This is a genomic window from Arcobacter sp. CECT 8989, assembly GCF_004116715.1.
In the GTDB taxonomy this organism is placed as follows: Bacteria; Campylobacterota; Campylobacteria; order Campylobacterales; family Arcobacteraceae; genus Halarcobacter.
The window spans coordinates 210,225-227,670 of the sequence record NZ_PDKE01000002.1 but is presented as its reverse complement, the minus strand read 5'-3'; the positions used below and the strand labels follow the sequence as shown (position 1 = coordinate 227,670).

Below are 17,446 nucleotides of genomic sequence, written 5' to 3'. Positions count from 1 at the left end.
AAAGAGATTTCCTTTTTAGATTTTATACTCTAAAAGTATCTCTTTTTTTATAAATTTAGTTGTGGCATTTGATGTTGCCTCGGCATCTATTTTAGGAGCACATCCTGCTTCATATGCCTCTTTCCATCTTAAAGCACATAAACACCATTTATCACCCTCTTGTAAACCAGGGAATCCAAACTGTGGTACTGGTGTTGTTAAGTCATTGCCTTGTTTTTTAGAAAACTCTAAAAACTCATTTGTCATAATTGCACATACTGTATGAGTTCCATGGTCTTCTGGGCTTGTTCGACAAACTCCGTCTCTATAAAAACCTGTCATTGGAGAAGTACAACAAACGCTTAAGTTTGTTCCTAAAATATTTGTTTGCATTTTTTATCCTTTTAATTGTCACGATTTTATAGTTTTAAACTTTAGGATAAAAAAAGTTTCTAAACTGTATTAATAAATTTATCTTTTTATAATTTTTATTATTTGATAGAAGGAGCAAAGGCTTTAGTACTTACTCTCACATCTTGACCTACGACTAAATCTTTTGCTTCATTTGATGTTATTGTTACTTCAACCAACTGTTGGCCAATTGCTACTATTGCAATATTTATTACATCTACTTTGATGATATCAAGAAGTTTACCTTCAAAAGAGAACTTAGCACTTCCACTTGTTTTAAGTAGCACACTTTTCGCATCTCCATCATCTATAACATTTCCATCTTTTAAAACAATTACTCTATTACTAAGTTTATAAATTTCACTTGGGTCATGACTCACTAAAATAGTAGTTGTCTCAAACTCTTTATGTAGTTGTAATATTTCATCTTGAAGTTTTAATCTCATGCTTGGGTCTAGTGCAGATAAAGGTTCATCCATTAAAAGAAGTTTTGGTCTATTCATCATAGCTCTACAAAGACTTACACGCTGTTTTTGTCCACCACTTAAACTATTTGGTAACCTATTTGCTAAGGCTTCTAAATCTGTTATTTTTAAAAGATGATTTGCTAACTCTTTATCATTATTTACAAAAAACAGATTTTCTATTACTGTCATATTAGGGAAAAGTGCATAGTCTTGGAAAACAAAACCTATTTTTCTTTTTTGTACTGGCAAAAACTCTTTTTCATCTTGCCAAATTTCATTATCAACTTTTATAATTCCTTCTGCCTTTTCAAGTCCAGCTAAACTTCTAAGCAGAGTTGTTTTTCCACTTCCACTAAGTCCAGTTAGGGCTATAAAGTCTTTATTATTAATATTTAAATTTACATCAAGATTCATAGCCCCTTGTGAGCCATGAAGTTCTTTTTTTATATCTATATCTATCATCTATGTAATCCAGTAAATTTTTTATTATATTTTTGATTGAAAATATATACACAAAGTAAAACTATAAAACTGATTATCAACATAATTGCACTATAAATATGAGCAGAACTATAATCAATAATTTCTACAAACTCATAAATAGCAACTGCTGCAACTTTTGTTTCCCCAGGAATACTTCCACCTACCATTAAAACAACTCCAAACTCTCCAACTGTATGAGCAAAAGTTACTATAGTTGCTGTCATAAGTGCTGGTTTGATATTTGGTAAAGCTACTTTAATTAAAGTTTCAAATTTACTTTTTCCTGCTACATAACTTGCTTCAAGCATATTTTTATTTATACTTTCAAAACCACTTTGTAAAGGTTGAACCATAAAAGGCAAAGAGTAAAAACAACTAGCAATTACAACACCCGTAAAATTAAATACAAGTTTTATTCCTAATACTTCATCAAAGAAGCTTCCCACAGGGGAATTAATAGATAAAGACCAGAGAATATAAAAGCCTATTACAGAAGGAGGTAATACAATTGGTAAAGCAGTCACTGCTTCTATAAAGGGTTTTGCTCTAGACTTGGTTTGAGACAAATACCAAGCTAGAGGCAAAGAAAAAATAAAAAGTATAATAGTAGTGATAAGGGCTAATTTAAATGAAATTAGCAAAGGGTTTAAATCTAGATTTGTAATTGCTTCAATCATTACTTATCTCCATTATTGCTAAATCACTTGCTTTAAATAGTAAAACTATATCTTCGTTTAAAGACAAGTTCATTTTCTCTAAAGAGTTTGTTGTAATAACTGCTTCAATTAGTGTTCCATTTACATCGCATATTACACTACTTAATAATTCACCTATTTCTAAATTAGATATCTTTCCAAGGAGTTTATTTGAAGAACTTAAAAGTCCTTCAAAATTTTTTGCTAAGGTTATATTTGTAGGTTTTATACTCAATAGAACTTTTTTATCTTCTTTCACCTTCTCATCTAAATCCAAACTAATCATTGTAAGAGAGTTTGTATTAAATGAAAAAGAGACTAGATTTAAACTCTGTTTACTTTTTATTTTTGTAACTATTGCCTCTAGTTTATTCATGGTACTAAATATCCAAATTCTTTAAATATTTTTTTTGCTTTCTCGCTTAAAATAAAGTCATAAAAAGCTTTTACTTCTTTATTTCCATCAGCATTTTTTAGAATAATAATTCCTTGATTAATTGGTGTATATAGTTTTGGGTCAACATCAGTCCAATTAACTCTTTCTTTATACTTTGCCATCTTGTCACTATATAAAGATGACTTAGCAATAAATCCTAATTCAGCTGCTGTAACCGAATAAGCTACAGTCTGAGAGATAGATTCACCATATACAAACTTCTTTTCAATACTGTTATATAATTTTGCATTTTTTAAAGCTTCAACAGTAGCTTTTCCATAGGGAGCTGTTTTAGGATTTGCTATTGCTATTTTTTCAATATTTTCTTCACTTACAATATTTATTCCCTTTGAAAAATCTTGTTTCTTAGAACTCAAAATTGCAAGACTTCCTTGAGCATAAATCAATGGCTTAGTTAAACTTAACCCATCATTATCTAAAGTAATTGGATACTTCATATTTGCAGCCATAAATAACTGATATGGAGCTCCATTTTTTATTTGAGCTGTTAACTTACCACTACTTCCTAAAGTAACTAATACTTTAGTATTAGGGTTTTGTTTATTAAACTCTTTAATTAAATCATCAATTGCATAACTTACATTTGCTGCAACTGCAATATTTATTGTGCTTGCTACTAAACTTGAAGTCAAAACAAACAACAAAAATAAAAACTTTTTCATCTTATTTTCCTATCATTATGTCACTTGATTTTATAATTGCACACACTGGCATCTCTTCTTTCAAGTCTAATGTTTTAATAGAGTTTGTAGTAATTACAGATACTACAGAATCTCCATTTCCAATATCAACTACTAGTTCAGAATTTATTATATCTTTAGTAATAGCTGAAACTTTTCCATCAAATTTATTTCTAGCACTTAAAGCAGTATTTGTATCTGTACTTATAAGTACATTACTTGATTTAAAAAATGCAGTAACTTCATCACCTTTTTTTATATCTAAATCTTGAGCAGCAGTTTTAGTTATATTAGAAACTAACGTATTTCCACTTTTTAACTTAATAAGAACTTGGGCGTTAACTTCTGAAAGTATTATTGACTCAACAATACCTTGTATTTGATTTCTGGCACTAATTTGCATAGCTAGTCTCCCTATTGTTTTAAGTGTTCCTGTATCTATATCAGTCATCTGTTTTAATCTATCTAAAAAACTTTTTTGTTCTTGCTTTAAAAATAAATATGTCTTCAATAAATTCTCACCATAAGGAGTTAATGAAGTACCACCTCCACCTTTTCCACCTTTTTCTGTAGTAACTACAGCTTGTGAAGATAGATTGTTCATAGTATCAACTGCTTCCCATGCCTTTTTATAACTCATAGGCACTTCTTTTGCAGCTTTACTTATTGAACCACATTTTTGTATTGCAAAAAGAAGATCAATCCTTTTCTCTAACAAAAAGGGTTGATCTAATAGTTCTAGGGTCAAATTTGATGAAATTTCCAAGGCATTCCTTTTTTCTTTATATACTATAGTAAACAACGCGTTGCATAAAAAAAGATTCATGCATCAAAATCGTAGCGTTATATACCTTAATACATATTGAATCTAATTATTTATATTTTTGTATGTAGCCTAAAAGCTACATACTAGTTATTTAAAGAGTCTTCTACTTTTTGTACTTCAGAAGATGAACCAAAATAAATTGGTGTTTTATCATGTAGTTCTACATTTGTCATATCTAAAATACGACCTTTTTGACTAGTTGCTCTTCCACCTGCTTGCTCAATAATATATGAGATAGGGAAAGCCTCAAATAGTACTTCTAGTTTTCCATCTGGGAAAGATTTTGTTGCAGGAGATGAATATAAACCACCTCTTTTAAATAAAATTTGGTGTGTATCTAAAGCTAAAGAATCAGAATATCTTAATCTATATCCTTCATTAAAAAAGCTTTCTATTAACTCTTTATGTTCTTTTGTCCATTCACTAGCAACTCCACCAGTAGAATTGATTTTTCCTTTTTTCTCTAAAGTTAAAGGGTCTTGTTCTATAAACTCACCATCTTCATAAGAGAAGTAAACTACACCTTCAGATTTTGAAGCAAATACTAATTGGAAAGTTGGTCCATAAGTAATATACATAGCTGCTTTTAAGTGGAAAGCATCCATTTGATGCTCATAAATTCCAAAAATAGTTCCTAGTGAAAAATCAACATCTAATAAATCTACATTATCAATAGCTACATAAGAGATTTTGTATTTTCCATTTTCATTTATTGTTGTGTAGTCTTTATTGTCTTTTCCAATAAAACCATGAACTGATTTTACTCTTTTGAACTCTCTTTCAATAATCTTTGAACAATAATCATGAACACTATCATGCATTTGTTGGTCACTTAGTCCACTTGATAAAAACTTTTCACAATCAACAAATACGTTTTTTTCTATATCTTCTGCAATATTTGTAATGGCATTAAAAACTGCAATCATAAATCTTAGCCTCTTTTATTTTTTAATTAATTAGTATTTATAATATCAAGTAATTGATTAAAGCCCTATAAGGCTAGTTCACTAATCTCTTTGCTAGGTTAAGCAACTCTTCTTTTATCTCATACTTTGAAGAGTTCACATAATCAATTGATACAAACTCAAACTCACCTTTATTATAAACAATCACACTACTTGTAAACTCTTCTTTAAAGATTTCATCAATCGCAAAAGTCACAAACTCTGATGCCATAAGTCTGTCATATACTGTTGGATTTCCACCCCTTTGTATATGACCTAAAATAGTTGCTCTTGTTTCAATTCCTACATCTTCTTCAAGCCATCTAACAAGTTCATTTGTAGTTGTACACTTATTTTTTGAACAACCTTCTGCAACAACACAAACTATGTATTTTCTTCCGTTTTTAAGCTCTTCTTTTAATCTTTTTCCTATAACATCTAAATCATAATCAAGCTCAGGAATCATACAAACCTCAGCCCCACAAGTAATAGCAGAAACTAAAGCTAAATATCCACAGTCTCTTCCCATAGTCTCAATTACACAAGCTCTTTTAAATGAAGCAGAAGTATCTCTTATGGCATCTGTTGCTTCTCTAATAATATTCAGTGCTGTATCAACACCTAAGCAGTACTCTGTTCCAAAGATATCATTATCAATAGTTGCTGGGATTCCTACAAACTTTACACCAAAGTCTTTATAAAACTGGTTTAAAGCTCTAAAAGAACCATCTCCACCTAAAATAATAAGCTTATCAACTCCATGTTTTTGTAAGTTTTCATAGGCTTGTTTTCTATACTCTAATTCAAAAAATCTTTTTGACCTTGAAGACCTTATTTTAGTTCCACCTTCATGCATAATTCCAGCAACATCATCAAAGGTAGCTTCTTTTATATTTCCATCAATCAAACCTTCTAGTCCATCAAATACTAAAAAAGGTTTAATTTCTTTTATAAAACAATAATCTACAAACTGCTTAATTGCAGGATTCATCCCTGCACAATCTCCACCTGAAGTTAATATTGCAATTGCCATTTTTAACCTTTTTTCTCTTTTTTAGTTGTTATATCTGACATTAAAATAGCTATCCATTGAGTAGTAGAATTAGAACTAAAGGCTATTTTTAAAGTCATAGTAATTGGAACGGCTAAGAACATTCCAACTATTCCTAAAACCCATCCCCAAAGAATAAGTGAGAAGAAGATAACTAAAGGAGATAAACCTAACTCTTTTCCCATAAGCTTAGGTTCAATAATATTACTAATTGAAATATTGATAGTAACATAAAATACAATTAGTGCAATTGTTGTATTTAAATCTAAACTAACTAGGGATAAAAGTACCGCTGGAATTGCTGCAATAATTGAACCAACTACTGGAACAAAGTTAAATAGCATTGCAATTACACCCCAAAGTACTGGATAATCAACACCAAAGATTATAAGTCCTACAGCTATTATAAATCCTGTTAAAAAACTTGTTGTACTTTTTACTAAAAAGTATTTTTGAATATTGTGTGAAAATTGATTAAAGTGTTCTAACTCTTCTCTTTTTTGTTTGAAAATAACTTTTAACTTTTTTTCAAAGGATTTTGATTCTGCAAGAATAAAGGCAACCCCAATAACAATAAGTAAAAACTTAGAAAGGAAAGTTCCAATACTTCCAATTATGTTTGTTGTAAAACCAAAAAATGAACTAAAATTAAGTGCATCTAAAATCATCTTTTTATCTACTGCTATTCCATAACTCTCACCTAAAGCAATTGTGTTTACAACTAAGCCTTGCAACTGCTTTTCATATTGAGGTATATTTTCAATAAAGTTTTTCAAAGAGTTATTAACAATATAACCTAAAAGTAAAGATATCAATACAAAAATACAAATTACTAAAACATATGAGATTACTCTTGGTATATGCTTTTTCTCTAAAAACCTTAAAAGTGTAGAAAAAATTGAAGAAATGAATATTGCTAAAAATAGTATAACTACAATTTCACTGGCAACTTTTAAACCTGCAATTATTACTACCAAGGTAGCTAAATAAAAAAAATAGTGTCTTATATTTATTGCATCCAAACTACTGTTCCTTTTGGTTGTTTTCTTCTAGAACCTGTGATAACGTTTTAAACTCTTCTATATTTTTAGGTTCAATATTTACTATATCAGCTAAAGACTTAACTCCCATTGATAAAAGATACTGTAAATTTGAATCAAAGGTTGCTTCTTCTATAACTCTAATTTTGTCTTTATGTACTTCAAACATATATCCACCATTTGGAATAGGTGTCATTGATAAAACAACCGTATAGTGGTCTTTAAGTACAGACTCTTTTGTTGAATACATTAATCCGATATTATAATCATCTTTAGAGAAACCAGAGATTAAAACAACAAGTACTTTTTTCTCACCAGACTTTGAAGTATTAAAAATATTTACTAACTCTTTTATAGTTGAGAAACCTGGTATTTTAGAATATATCTTTTGAATAATTTTAACTAATTTTGTTTCTACAAATACTCCTAGAATATATGCAAAAGAAGCCATTAAAATTACACCAACAATTGTCCATAAAAAAGGAAATTTTTCAGGTTCAAAACCAAATAATTCAAACATACTTCCAGTTAACTGATTTATCTTTTCATAAATCCAAATTACGATTATAGTAATAGCTGCAATTGGAGCTAACCAAAAAAGTCCTTTTAGAATAACTGTTATTACATGATCTTTTCCATGGGAAAAATATTTTTTTAACATCTCTTTCCTTCTTTCAATAAAAGAATATTATAGCTACTTAGAGTACTTTTTTCACTAAAAAATATATACAATTATCATATTTTGATTAAGAATAATACAATTTGAATATTTAATATACAGCTGTTAATTAAATTTGTTATTTTTTTAAGATAAAATTTAACCATGGAAAATACACTATTTATATTATTTGTTTCACTTGCCCTAGCAACGGTTTTAAATTTACTATTAAAAAAATTATCAATATCCCATATAATTGGATATATCTTAACAGGAACTATAGTTGCAACAATATTCAATTTAGATGAGAAAAACACCCTTCATACTTTAGAGTTAATAGCAGAGTTTGGTATTGTTTTTCTAATGTTCACTATTGGTCTTGAGATGCCTTTAGAAAAAATCAAAAGAATGAAAAAACTTCTTTTTGCAAATGGTTTTTTACAAGTATCAGTTAGTGCGGTTATAATATTTTTAATCACTAGATATATTTTTGGTTTAGATACTACCCCATCTTTGATTATTGCCTTAGCATTTTCACTTTCATCTACTGCAATTGTATTAAGCTACTTAAAACAATCAAAGGATATTTATACACCTTATGGAGAAAAATCAACGGCTATTTTGGTTTTCCAAGATTTAGCTGTTATTCCTATTTTACTTTTGATTACTTTTTTATCAACAAGTGGAAGTTCAATTGAAGCAATTTTATTAAAAACTTTTGTTTCAGCACTATTGATTATTCTTTTTATGTTTACTGTTGGTAAAAAAATAATGGGATACTTATTACAACTATCTTCAAATACAAGACTAGAAGAACTATTTTTAGCTTCAGTTTTATCTATTGTTTTAGGAGCTTCAATCTTAGCCCATGAGTTAGGTTTTACTTATTCGCTTGGAGCCTTTATTGCAGGTATGATTATTGCAGAAACAAAATACCATATAAAAGTAGAGTCAGATATTGCAAGTTATAAAGACTTATTACTTGGTACTTTTTTCTTTTCTGTTGGTGCTAAAATAGATATCTCATATTTTGTAGAGAATATTTTATATCTACTTATTGTTTTAGTTTTAGTAATGTTTACTAAAGCCTTAGTTATCTATTTAATTGTTAAAAAAGATTCAAATAAGAGTGACTCTGTAAAATCAGCCCTAGCTCTTTGCCAAATTGGAGAGTTCTCTTTTGCTGTTTTTGCCCTTGCTGCATCAAATGGTTTATTAGAAGAGAACTTAAGTAACTTCCTTATCTTAGTTACAGTTTTATCAATGATACTAACTCCATTTATAGTAAATAATATCTATAAATTATCTTCTCTTATCATTGAGGAATTTTATGAGTCAGATAAAATTACACCAATTAATAAGAAAAACCATATTGTAATTTGTGGATACGAAACTTTAGGAAGAATTATTGCAAGGGATTTAGAAAAAGAGAATAAAGAGTTTGTAATAATTTCAGATAATCTAAAACACGTTTTATTAGCTAGAAAAAAAGGCTACCTAGCATATTTTGGACACTTAGAAAAACTTCCTGTAATTGAGTCACTACAAATAGAAGATGCTTCAAGTATTATAATTACCCTTAGTAATCTTTCAAAAAAAGCTTTGATTTGTGAAGCCCTATTAAAGTATGATGAAGATGCAAATTTAATAGTAAAGATTGATTCAGTTAGCGAGAAAAAATATCTTAAAAACTTAAGTATTAGAAACTTTATTCATGCTCAACAAGAGACTGCAAATTTAATCGTTCAAAAAAGTTTAGAGATTAGTAATTAACTTTTGATTTTTCAGTAAATAAAAAAAGAGCGAGAGATAAATCTCTGCTCTTCTTATCTACTATGAAGGACGTTTAATTAGTAGGTGAAGAAATTATAACTACTCACTATAGCAAAACAGTAGCATTATGAAAAAATTTAACAATTTTTAAAAAATTTTTGTATATAATTGTGAAATTATTAGGAGTAGTTATTGTACGAAAAAGAGTTGAACTCAATAAAAAAAGCTAATAGATATCGTACTAGAAAGGTTTTCGATACAAATCTAATTGACTTAGCCTCTAATGACTACTTAGGTCTTGCCTCACAAAAAGAAATTTTTGAAAATACATACAAAAAACTTCACAATGAAAAATTCACCTCTCCAAAAGCCTCAATTGTTGTAACTGGATATTCTCAACTACATAAAGATTTTGAAGATGATTTAAAAAAATACAACGGTTTTGAAGATGCAGTTGTTGTAGGAAGTGGATTTCTAGCAAATATTTCTATGATAGAAGCTCTTGTTAGAAAAGGAGATGTTTTATTTATAGACGAGAATTATCATGCAAGTGGTATGTTAGCAACTAGACTTTTAAATAAAAACCAAGTTGTTATTTTCAATCACAATGATTGCCAAGACCTAAAAGAAAAGTTTGAAAATCAAAATGTTAAAGGAAGAAAGATTATTGCCATAGAAGGTGTTTATTCTATGGAAGGTGATTTAGCTCCTAAAGAGATTTTTGATTTTGCAAATGAAAAAAATGCTTTACTAATAGTTGATGAAGCACACTCCTCAGGTGTTTTAGGAGAGAATTTGCTTGGAATATTTGACCTTTATAAAATAACTCCTAGAGAAAATCATATAAAAATGGGTACACTAGGAAAAGCATATGGAAGTTATGGAGCTTATATTTTAGCATCAAAGACAATTATTGACTTTCTTGTAAATAGAGCTAAAGCTATAATCTACACAACTGCTCCATCTTTATTTGATATAGTTTCAGGCCACGAATCTTTAAAATATATACAAAAAAACAAGGTTCAAATAAAAGAGAAAATCTCTACTAATCTGAACACTGTAAACAATATTTTAAATATGGATTCTCAAAGTTTAATTATTCCTGTACAAATTGCAGATAATAAAAAAGTTCTAGACTTACAAAAACAGTTAGAACAAAAGGGTTATCTTGTTGGAGCAATTAGACAACCAACCGTAAAAAGTGCAATAATAAGACTTATTGCAAAAACTGATATTAAACAAAATGACTTAGAGTATGTTTGTAATTTTCTAAAGGAAACAAGATGAAAAAACTACTTTTAACTCTTACATTCTGTGTTGCAGCCTTTGCAAATGAGAATAACTTCGTGAATATGAAAAACTGTGAAAGTGTAAAACTTTCAAAACTTACATCAATAGTATCTTGCCATCAAGTGGATTATCTTGTTGAGTATAGAGTTGTTGATGATGAAGAAAAAGACCCTGTTAAAAAAGTTACTGTAGTAACTAAAGAAAATCAAGTTGTAATAAAAAACTTAGGAAGGTAGCATGATTTTAAACGAATTAATCAAAGGAAATGAAAAATTCAGAAATTCACAATTTTTGGATTTAGAAGACGAATTAAAAGACTTAGTTGAACATGGACAAAAGCCAGAGGTTCTGTTTATAGGATGTTCAGACAGTAGAGTTACTCCTGATTTGATGCTAAATTCAAAACCAGGAGATATGTTTATTTTAAGAAACGTAGGAAATTTTGTACCTCCATATAAACATGATGAAGATTACCACGGAAGTGCTGCTGCTATTGAGTATGCTGTTGCTGTTTTAAAAGTAAAACATATTGTTGTATGTGGTCACTCTCACTGTGGAGCGTGTAAATCTTTATATGAAGATATTCCTGCAACAGACTCACTAGTTCATGTTAAAACATGGCTAAAATTAGGTGCTAAAGCAAAAGAAAGAACATTAAAAAATAAAAAATTTAATACAGAAGAAGAGATGTATAGAGCAACTGAAAGAAACTCTATTAGATATCAACTTGAAAACCTTCTAACTTATCCTGATGTAAAAAGATTATTAGATGAAGGTGAACTTAAAGTTCATGGATGGTATTATGACATCCAAACTGCAAAAATCGACTACTATGATAGTAAAGATGACAAATTCAAACCTTTAAGTGAGTTTACATATGAGCCATAATGTAGAAGTTAGAAGACTTCCTAAAAAAACTGTTGTTATAATTGCAATAATGTCTATTGCTACTATTATAGGTTTTGGATTCATTATCATGACAAAGAACCTAAAAATGGAGGAAGTTCTAAGTTCACTTGGACATGAAAAAATTTCTAGTATCAAAGTTGTAAACAGAATGAGTGTTGAAGATAAAGAAACAAAAGTTAAAAGTACTGTTTACAAAGTTACATTTTTTGATGAAACTTTAAATAAAGAGTGTATTGGATTTGTACATAGAAGTAACCATGGAAAATATAGTAAAGATATAGACTGCAAATAAATTAAAATGAAGAAGAGAATATGAGTGTTTTAGAAAAGATTAAAAATAACCAAAGACTTGGCTACGAAGATGCGATAAAATTATATGATTTAGACCTTTTTGAATTAGCATCAATAGCAAATGACATTAGAAGAGAGAAACATGGAGATAAAACCTATTTTAATATAAATAGACATATTAATCCAACAAACATCTGTAAAGATGTATGTCAATTCTGTGCATATAGTGCAAGTAGAAAAAATCCTAATCCATACACAATGAGCCACGAACAAATTTTAGAGACAGTTAAAAACTCATCTAAAAATGGTATTAAAGAAGTACATATTGTATCTGCTCATAACCCAGATACAGGATTAGAGTGGTATTTAGATATTTTTAAAAAAATCAAAAAAGATTTTCCTCATATTCATGTAAAAGCATTAACAGCAGCAGAAATACACTTTTTAGCACAAGAGTATGATTTAAGTTATGAACAAATCATTGAAAAGATGATTGAAAGTGGTGTTGATTCAATGCCAGGTGGTGGAGCTGAAATCTTTGATGAAAAGGTTAGAAAAAGAATTTGTGGTGGAAAAGTTACTTCACAACAATGGCTTGATATTCATAAACTTTGGCATAAAGCAGGACATGAAAGTAATGCAACAATGCTATTTGGACATGTTGAATCAAGAGAACACAGAATTGACCATATGCTAAGACTACGAGATCTACAAGATGAAACAAATGGTTTTAATGCTTTTATTCCCCTTGTTTATCAAAAAGAGAATAACTATCTAAAAGTAAAAGATTTTTTAACTGGTCAAGAGATATTAAAAACTATGGCTATTGCTAGAATCCTTTTAGATAATATTCCTCACATAAAAGCTTATTGGGTAACATCAACTGTAAAACTAGCTCTTTTAGCTCAAGAGTTTGGTGCAAATGATTTAGATGGAACAATTGAAAAAGAGTCTATTCAAAGTGCAGCAGGAGCAAAAAGTGCAAATGGTATGCCACTTAAAGAGTTTGTTGATTTAATCAAAAACTCTGGCTTTACACCAGTTGAAAGAGACTCAATTTATAATGAGATAAAAGTTTGGTAACTTTTATCTTATTAAAATAGAGTTTTCTTATGAGTTTTTAACTCTTCATTCTCTTTTTGTAAATTTGTAACTAAATCTTTTAAATCATTTATTCTTTTTTTATTTTCTAAATCTTTTTTTATAAAATGATCTAAGTCATCTTTTTTTAAAACTAGCATAGCTTCTAAATCTTTTATAGTTTTTTCTTGTCTTATATTTACACCCTTTAAAGTATTTAAAGCATTATGCATTTGATCAAACTGTTTACTTTTATCTTGTTTGGTCATAAGATTTACTTTGTCATACTCTAAATTATTTTTTTCATATGCTTCAAGCTGTCGTAAAAGTTGTTTTCTTTTAAGTTCTGTTTGCTGTGCTTTTCTTTCTAATGTAGTATTTATATTTGTTAAATCAAGAACTCTCTTAACTAAATTTTCTTTCTCTTTATTTAGCCCACTTATAGCTCTTTTATATTGAGATACTTGTTCTAAATACTTCTTATAACTCTCTCTTTTTTTAAGTTCATCTTCTGTAACTAAAAATCTAACTGCTATGTACTCTAAAATCTCTTTATTAGAAGAATCAAAAATAGGGATAATTTTTGTATTCACAAAAAATGTCGAACCATCTTTTGCTAAATTTTTAAAAGTTCCACTCCAAATTTTCCCTGCTTGTATAGTTTCCCAAAGACTTTTAAAAAACTCTTTAGGAACTTCTGGATGTTTTATTAATTTATGAGAATTACCAATTAGTTCATTCTCTTCATAACCTGTAACGACACAAAAACCATCATTTACATAAGTTATGTTTCCATTTAAATCAGTTTTTGAAACTATTGCTTCTTGATTTAAAATATCTAAATAAGTCTCTAACTCTTTCTTTTGGTTTTCATAATTCTTTTTATAGAAAATATCACTACAAAGTCTATTTAGTTTTTCATCAATTACAGTTAAGTCTATTGGTTTTAAAATATAACTATCTATATGTAAAGAGATAGCTTTTAATAATTGCTCAATTTCAGTCCTAGCAGTGATTAACATTGAAGGAATATTAGTATCAAGCTCTTTAATCTTCTCAAACATTTCAAGACCATCCATCTTAGGCATGTTTATGTCACTGATTACTAAATCAAACTTCTCATTCTTATGGAAAGCTTTTTCAAAGGTTAAAAAACCATCTAAACCATTTGCACAAAGTTCAACATTATTAAACTTTCTTTGCAAAAACTTTCCTAGTTTTTCCCTTGCTAAATCTTCATCTTCAACATATAAAACTTTTAAACTTTTAATCTCTTCATTTTTTTCTATCATAATAAATCCTTTTTACAAGATTGTTATATCTTTGTAATTACCTCTTCTGTTAGTGGTTTTTTAGCAAAATCAAATACTTGCTTTTTATATTCATCTTCTAAATCATTTTCAGATATAAATATTAACTTAGATTCAAAGTTCGTTATCAGAAAGTCTATTTCATCTTTTGATAAGTTATCTATATCAATAATCATTTTCTCTTTTCTTTCAATAAATTTTTTTAATTCATCAAAAGTAAAAGCTTGTATTACTTTATACTTTTTATTTAATTCAATTACTAAGTTAAAAAAGACTATAGGGTCATTATTTAATACAATAATCTCTTCTTTAATACTATTTAGTTCAAATGATTCTTCTTTGTTAGAACTTATCTCTAAAAAATTTATTCCCTCTAAAAGATGTTTATTTTTTGGAATAACTAAAGTAAACTTTGAACCTTTATCAATTTCACTTTCAACAAAGACATCACCTTCTAGTAATTTACTCAATTCCTTGCAGATAGCCAATCCTAGCCCTGTTCCACCATATTTTCTTGTTGTACTTCCATCAACTTGTTTAAACCTATCAAAAATATGTTCTAACTTATCTTTTGAGATCCCTATTCCATCATCTTCAATAATAATTTTTACATTTGGCTCTTCATCTAAGACTAAAAATTTTACTTGACCTTTCTCAGTAAATTTAACAGCGTTACTTAAAAGATTTTTTATAATTTGGCTAATTCTATCTTTATCACTAAAGATAAAATCTAAAGATTCATCTATATGATACTTAAACTCTATATTTCTCTCTTTTACTTGTAAGTTAAACATATCATAGATACTATCACTTAACTCTCTTAAATCAAGTTTATCATTGTTTAATATAATCTCACCAGCTTCAAGTTTAGAAAGGTCTAAAACATCATTTATTAAAAACAGTAAATCTTTACCACACTTATTTATTATCTCTAAATTTTTGATATCCTTTTCATTTAAAACGCCTCTTTTGTTTTTCATCATTACATTACTAATTACATTGATAGAGTTTAGGGGTGTTTTTAACTCATGGCTCATATTTGCCATAAAATCATCTTTTGATTTATTAGCATCTTCTAGTTCTTTCTTCTGTAATTCGAGTTTATCTTTTTGAATCTCTCTAATCATAGTTAACTGTTGCATATTGATATAAGCTTCATTGATTCTCTTTGACATTTTATTAAATGTTCTTGCAAGAGTATGTAACTCATTTTTTTCTACTTTATCTAGCTTTATTTCTATAATTTCATGACCAACAACATCAAACTTTTTTGTAGCATCAATTATTTTATTAAGTGGCTTAATTAAATATTTTGTTGAAAAGATCAAAAATAGAATTCCAAGAATAATCATACTTGCTAAAATATTTAAAAGTATTAAAAAAATTGATTCTTCCATATTTTTATAAATTTCATTTTTATCTATAAATAAAAATATAAAGTAATTCCTATTTTCAATACTAAATTCTATTCCATGGGTTAACAAGCTATTAGAAAATCTATAATTCAAATTAGGTAATCTTATTATTGATTTAATATTTTCAATATCACTAGCAACCATTCCATTTAAATATATAAACCGTTGTTTTTCTTCAATAATAGAAATACCTGAGATATCAGTGGTTTGTGCTATTGCATGGGAGATACTATTTAACTGTTTAATATTTTTATCTTTTGTATTCTTTATTAAAATATTTTTATATACACTCTCTATTTTTGTAAATACTCTTTCAAGTTTCCGTTTTTCATTTTTATACTCAGTAAAGATTTGAAAAAGTACAAATAAAAATACAAAAACAAAATAAGTAAGATACACTCTATTAAATAAATTTGAGCCGATACTGTTTTTAAATTTATCAAAAATACTTAGCATTTTTTTAAGAACTTTAATGTTCTACTCCTTTAAAAATAACCTTACAGTTATTATATAGATAAAAAATACTATTATAGTATCATTTTAGAATATAATTTTAGATAATATAAAATGAAAGGATATATTATGAAAAATAAATTTTCTGTTTTAATTATAGACGATGTTCAAGATAATATATATTCACTAGAGCTACTTATTGAAGATTTAGATATCAATATTCACTCTGCACTTAATGCAAATGATGCAATTAATATTCTCATGAAAGAGAGTGTTGATTTAATACTTTGTGATATTCAAATGCCAGACGTTGATGGATTTCAATTTGTTGAATATATTAAAAGAATAGAAAAACTCAAAGATATTCCTGTTATATTTATTACTGGTATTTACGATAAAGATTTATATCAAAAAAAAGGATATGATTTAGGGGCTATTGAATATATATCTAAACCAATTGATGATGTTTTATTAACCTCTAAACTAAAAGCCTATATTGAACTTTTTAATAAAAATAAACAAATTAAATCTTCCCTTGAAAAAGCAAATAAACTTGCTGTTCATAACACAAAAATGGCTAGTATAGGTGAAATGATAGGTGTAATTTCACATCAACTAAAACAACCACTTAATGTATTATCTATTTATTGTGATGATATTAAATTTGCCTATCAATTTAATGAGTTAAATGATGAAATGGTTGATGAATTCTCTCAAAATACTAAAAAACAAATTCATTATATGAGAGATACAATTGATGGTTTTCTTAGCTTTTTCAACCCAGATAAACATAAGAATCAATTTGAAATAATAAAAGTTATTGAAAGTACAAAAGAGTTAATTGGTTCACAAATAAAAAAAGCTAATATTGAACTTGAAACACAAATAATTTCAAACTATCAATTAAATGGTATAGAAATGGAGTTATCTCAAGTTTTAATAAACTTAATTACCAACTCAATGCAAGCTTTTGAAGAAAGAGAGATAGCAAATAGAAAAATTGAAATTATAACTTTTTCTAAAGATGAAAAAAAATATCTAATCATTAGTGATAATGCTGGGGGAATAGAAGAAGAAAATTTAGAAAAAATATTTGATCCATACTATACTACAAAAGAAGAAGGGACAGGAGTAGGATTATATATGGTTAAATTAGTTATTAAAAATAGTTACAATGGGAATCTAAAGATAGAAAACTTTGAAAATGGTGTTAGATTTATAATGCAGTTTTAAT

General features: G+C 27.8%; 19 protein-coding genes. 7 read left to right on the top strand and 12 right to left on the bottom strand.

Annotated features, from left to right (window positions below):
• Positions 1–15 precede the first annotated feature (15 nt).
• The 10 genes from CRV02_RS03270 to CRV02_RS03225 form a co-directional block, all read right to left on the bottom strand.
• The gene (locus CRV02_RS03270; RefSeq protein ID WP_129084894.1) at positions 16–372 is read right to left on the bottom strand and encodes a DUF2237 family protein; all 357 of its coding nucleotides are present in this window, start codon (positions 370–372) and stop codon (positions 16–18) included.
• Positions 373–470: 98 nt separating this feature from the next.
• On the bottom strand, positions 471–1,319 hold the full coding sequence (locus CRV02_RS03265) for an ABC transporter ATP-binding protein (RefSeq protein ID WP_129089148.1): 849 nt from the start codon (positions 1,317–1,319) through the stop codon (positions 471–473).
• Entirely contained in the window at positions 1,316–2,017 is a 702-nt protein-coding gene (gene modB, locus CRV02_RS03260; RefSeq protein WP_129084897.1) for a molybdate ABC transporter permease subunit, read from the bottom strand. Before modB ends, CRV02_RS03265 begins: the two co-directional genes overlap by 4 nt.
• On the bottom strand, positions 2,010–2,411 hold the full coding sequence (locus CRV02_RS03255) for a molybdopterin-binding protein (RefSeq protein ID WP_129089147.1): 402 nt from the start codon (positions 2,409–2,411) through the stop codon (positions 2,010–2,012). Before CRV02_RS03255 ends, modB begins: the two co-directional genes overlap by 8 nt.
• Complete coding sequence (gene modA, locus CRV02_RS03250; protein WP_129089146.1) at positions 2,408–3,154, bottom strand: molybdate ABC transporter substrate-binding protein; 747 nt, start codon at positions 3,152–3,154, stop codon at positions 2,408–2,410. The genes CRV02_RS03255 and modA overlap by 4 nt, the downstream gene beginning before the upstream one ends.
• A gap of 1 nt (position 3,155) precedes the next feature.
• Positions 3,156–3,938: a TOBE domain-containing protein gene (locus CRV02_RS03245; RefSeq protein WP_129089145.1), complete on the bottom strand. Its 783-nt coding sequence runs from the start codon at positions 3,936–3,938 to the stop codon at positions 3,156–3,158.
• A gap of 143 nt (positions 3,939–4,081) precedes the next feature.
• Positions 4,082–4,924 (bottom strand): class 1 fructose-bisphosphatase, encoded by an 843-nt coding sequence (locus CRV02_RS03240; RefSeq protein ID WP_129089144.1) that lies wholly within the window; start codon positions 4,922–4,924, stop codon positions 4,082–4,084.
• A 73-nt stretch (positions 4,925–4,997) separates the two neighbouring features.
• Positions 4,998–5,975 (bottom strand): 6-phosphofructokinase, encoded by a 978-nt coding sequence (locus CRV02_RS03235; RefSeq protein ID WP_129089143.1) that lies wholly within the window; start codon positions 5,973–5,975, stop codon positions 4,998–5,000.
• A 2-nt stretch (positions 5,976–5,977) separates the two neighbouring features.
• Positions 5,978–7,015 (bottom strand): AI-2E family transporter, encoded by a 1,038-nt coding sequence (locus tag CRV02_RS03230; protein ID WP_129089142.1) that lies wholly within the window; start codon positions 7,013–7,015, stop codon positions 5,978–5,980.
• A 1-nt stretch (position 7,016) separates the two neighbouring features.
• On the bottom strand, positions 7,017–7,694 hold the full coding sequence (locus tag CRV02_RS03225; RefSeq protein ID WP_129089141.1) for a DUF502 domain-containing protein: 678 nt from the start codon (positions 7,692–7,694) through the stop codon (positions 7,017–7,019).
• Between the two features lie 162 nt (positions 7,695–7,856).
• Here CRV02_RS03225 and CRV02_RS03220 point away from each other — a divergent pair, with 162 nt between their 5' ends.
• The 6 genes from CRV02_RS03220 (at position 7,857) to mqnE (ending at position 13,037) form a co-directional block, all read left to right on the top strand.
• A complete protein-coding gene (locus tag CRV02_RS03220; protein WP_129089140.1) occupies positions 7,857–9,464 on the top strand; it encodes a cation:proton antiporter in 1,608 nt (535 codons plus the stop codon).
• A 192-nt stretch (positions 9,465–9,656) separates the two neighbouring features.
• Complete coding sequence (locus CRV02_RS03215; RefSeq protein WP_129089139.1) at positions 9,657–10,751, top strand: pyridoxal phosphate-dependent aminotransferase family protein; 1,095 nt, start codon at positions 9,657–9,659, stop codon at positions 10,749–10,751.
• The gene (locus tag CRV02_RS03210) at positions 10,748–10,990 is read left to right on the top strand and encodes a fibronectin type III domain-containing protein (protein WP_129084907.1); all 243 of its coding nucleotides are present in this window, start codon (positions 10,748–10,750) and stop codon (positions 10,988–10,990) included. The genes CRV02_RS03215 and CRV02_RS03210 overlap by 4 nt, the downstream gene beginning before the upstream one ends.
• A gap of 1 nt (position 10,991) precedes the next feature.
• On the top strand, positions 10,992–11,642 hold the full coding sequence (locus CRV02_RS03205) for a carbonic anhydrase (protein ID WP_129084908.1): 651 nt from the start codon (positions 10,992–10,994) through the stop codon (positions 11,640–11,642).
• Entirely contained in the window at positions 11,632–11,955 is a 324-nt protein-coding gene (locus tag CRV02_RS03200) for a hypothetical protein (protein WP_129089138.1), read from the top strand. The genes CRV02_RS03205 and CRV02_RS03200 overlap by 11 nt, the downstream gene beginning before the upstream one ends.
• A 20-nt stretch (positions 11,956–11,975) precedes the next feature.
• Complete coding sequence (mqnE, locus tag CRV02_RS03195) at positions 11,976–13,037, top strand: aminofutalosine synthase MqnE (protein WP_129089137.1); 1,062 nt, start codon at positions 11,976–11,978, stop codon at positions 13,035–13,037.
• Positions 13,038–13,048: 11 nt separating this feature from the next.
• Here the strand turns inward: mqnE and CRV02_RS03190 are convergent, their stop codons facing one another.
• Both CRV02_RS03190 and CRV02_RS03185 read right to left on the bottom strand, forming a co-directional pair.
• A complete protein-coding gene (locus CRV02_RS03190) occupies positions 13,049–14,326 on the bottom strand; it encodes a response regulator (RefSeq protein WP_129089136.1) in 1,278 nt (425 codons plus the stop codon).
• Between the two features lie 23 nt (positions 14,327–14,349).
• Positions 14,350–16,215, bottom strand: coding sequence for a HAMP domain-containing sensor histidine kinase (locus CRV02_RS03185; protein WP_129089135.1), 1,866 nt, complete (start codon positions 16,213–16,215; stop codon positions 14,350–14,352).
• Between the two features lie 126 nt (positions 16,216–16,341).
• On the opposite strand from CRV02_RS03185, the gene CRV02_RS03180 reads away from it, so the two are divergent.
• Positions 16,342–17,445: a response regulator gene (locus CRV02_RS03180; protein WP_129089134.1), complete on the top strand. Its 1,104-nt coding sequence runs from the start codon at positions 16,342–16,344 to the stop codon at positions 17,443–17,445.
• Position 17,446: the final 1 nt, after the last annotated feature.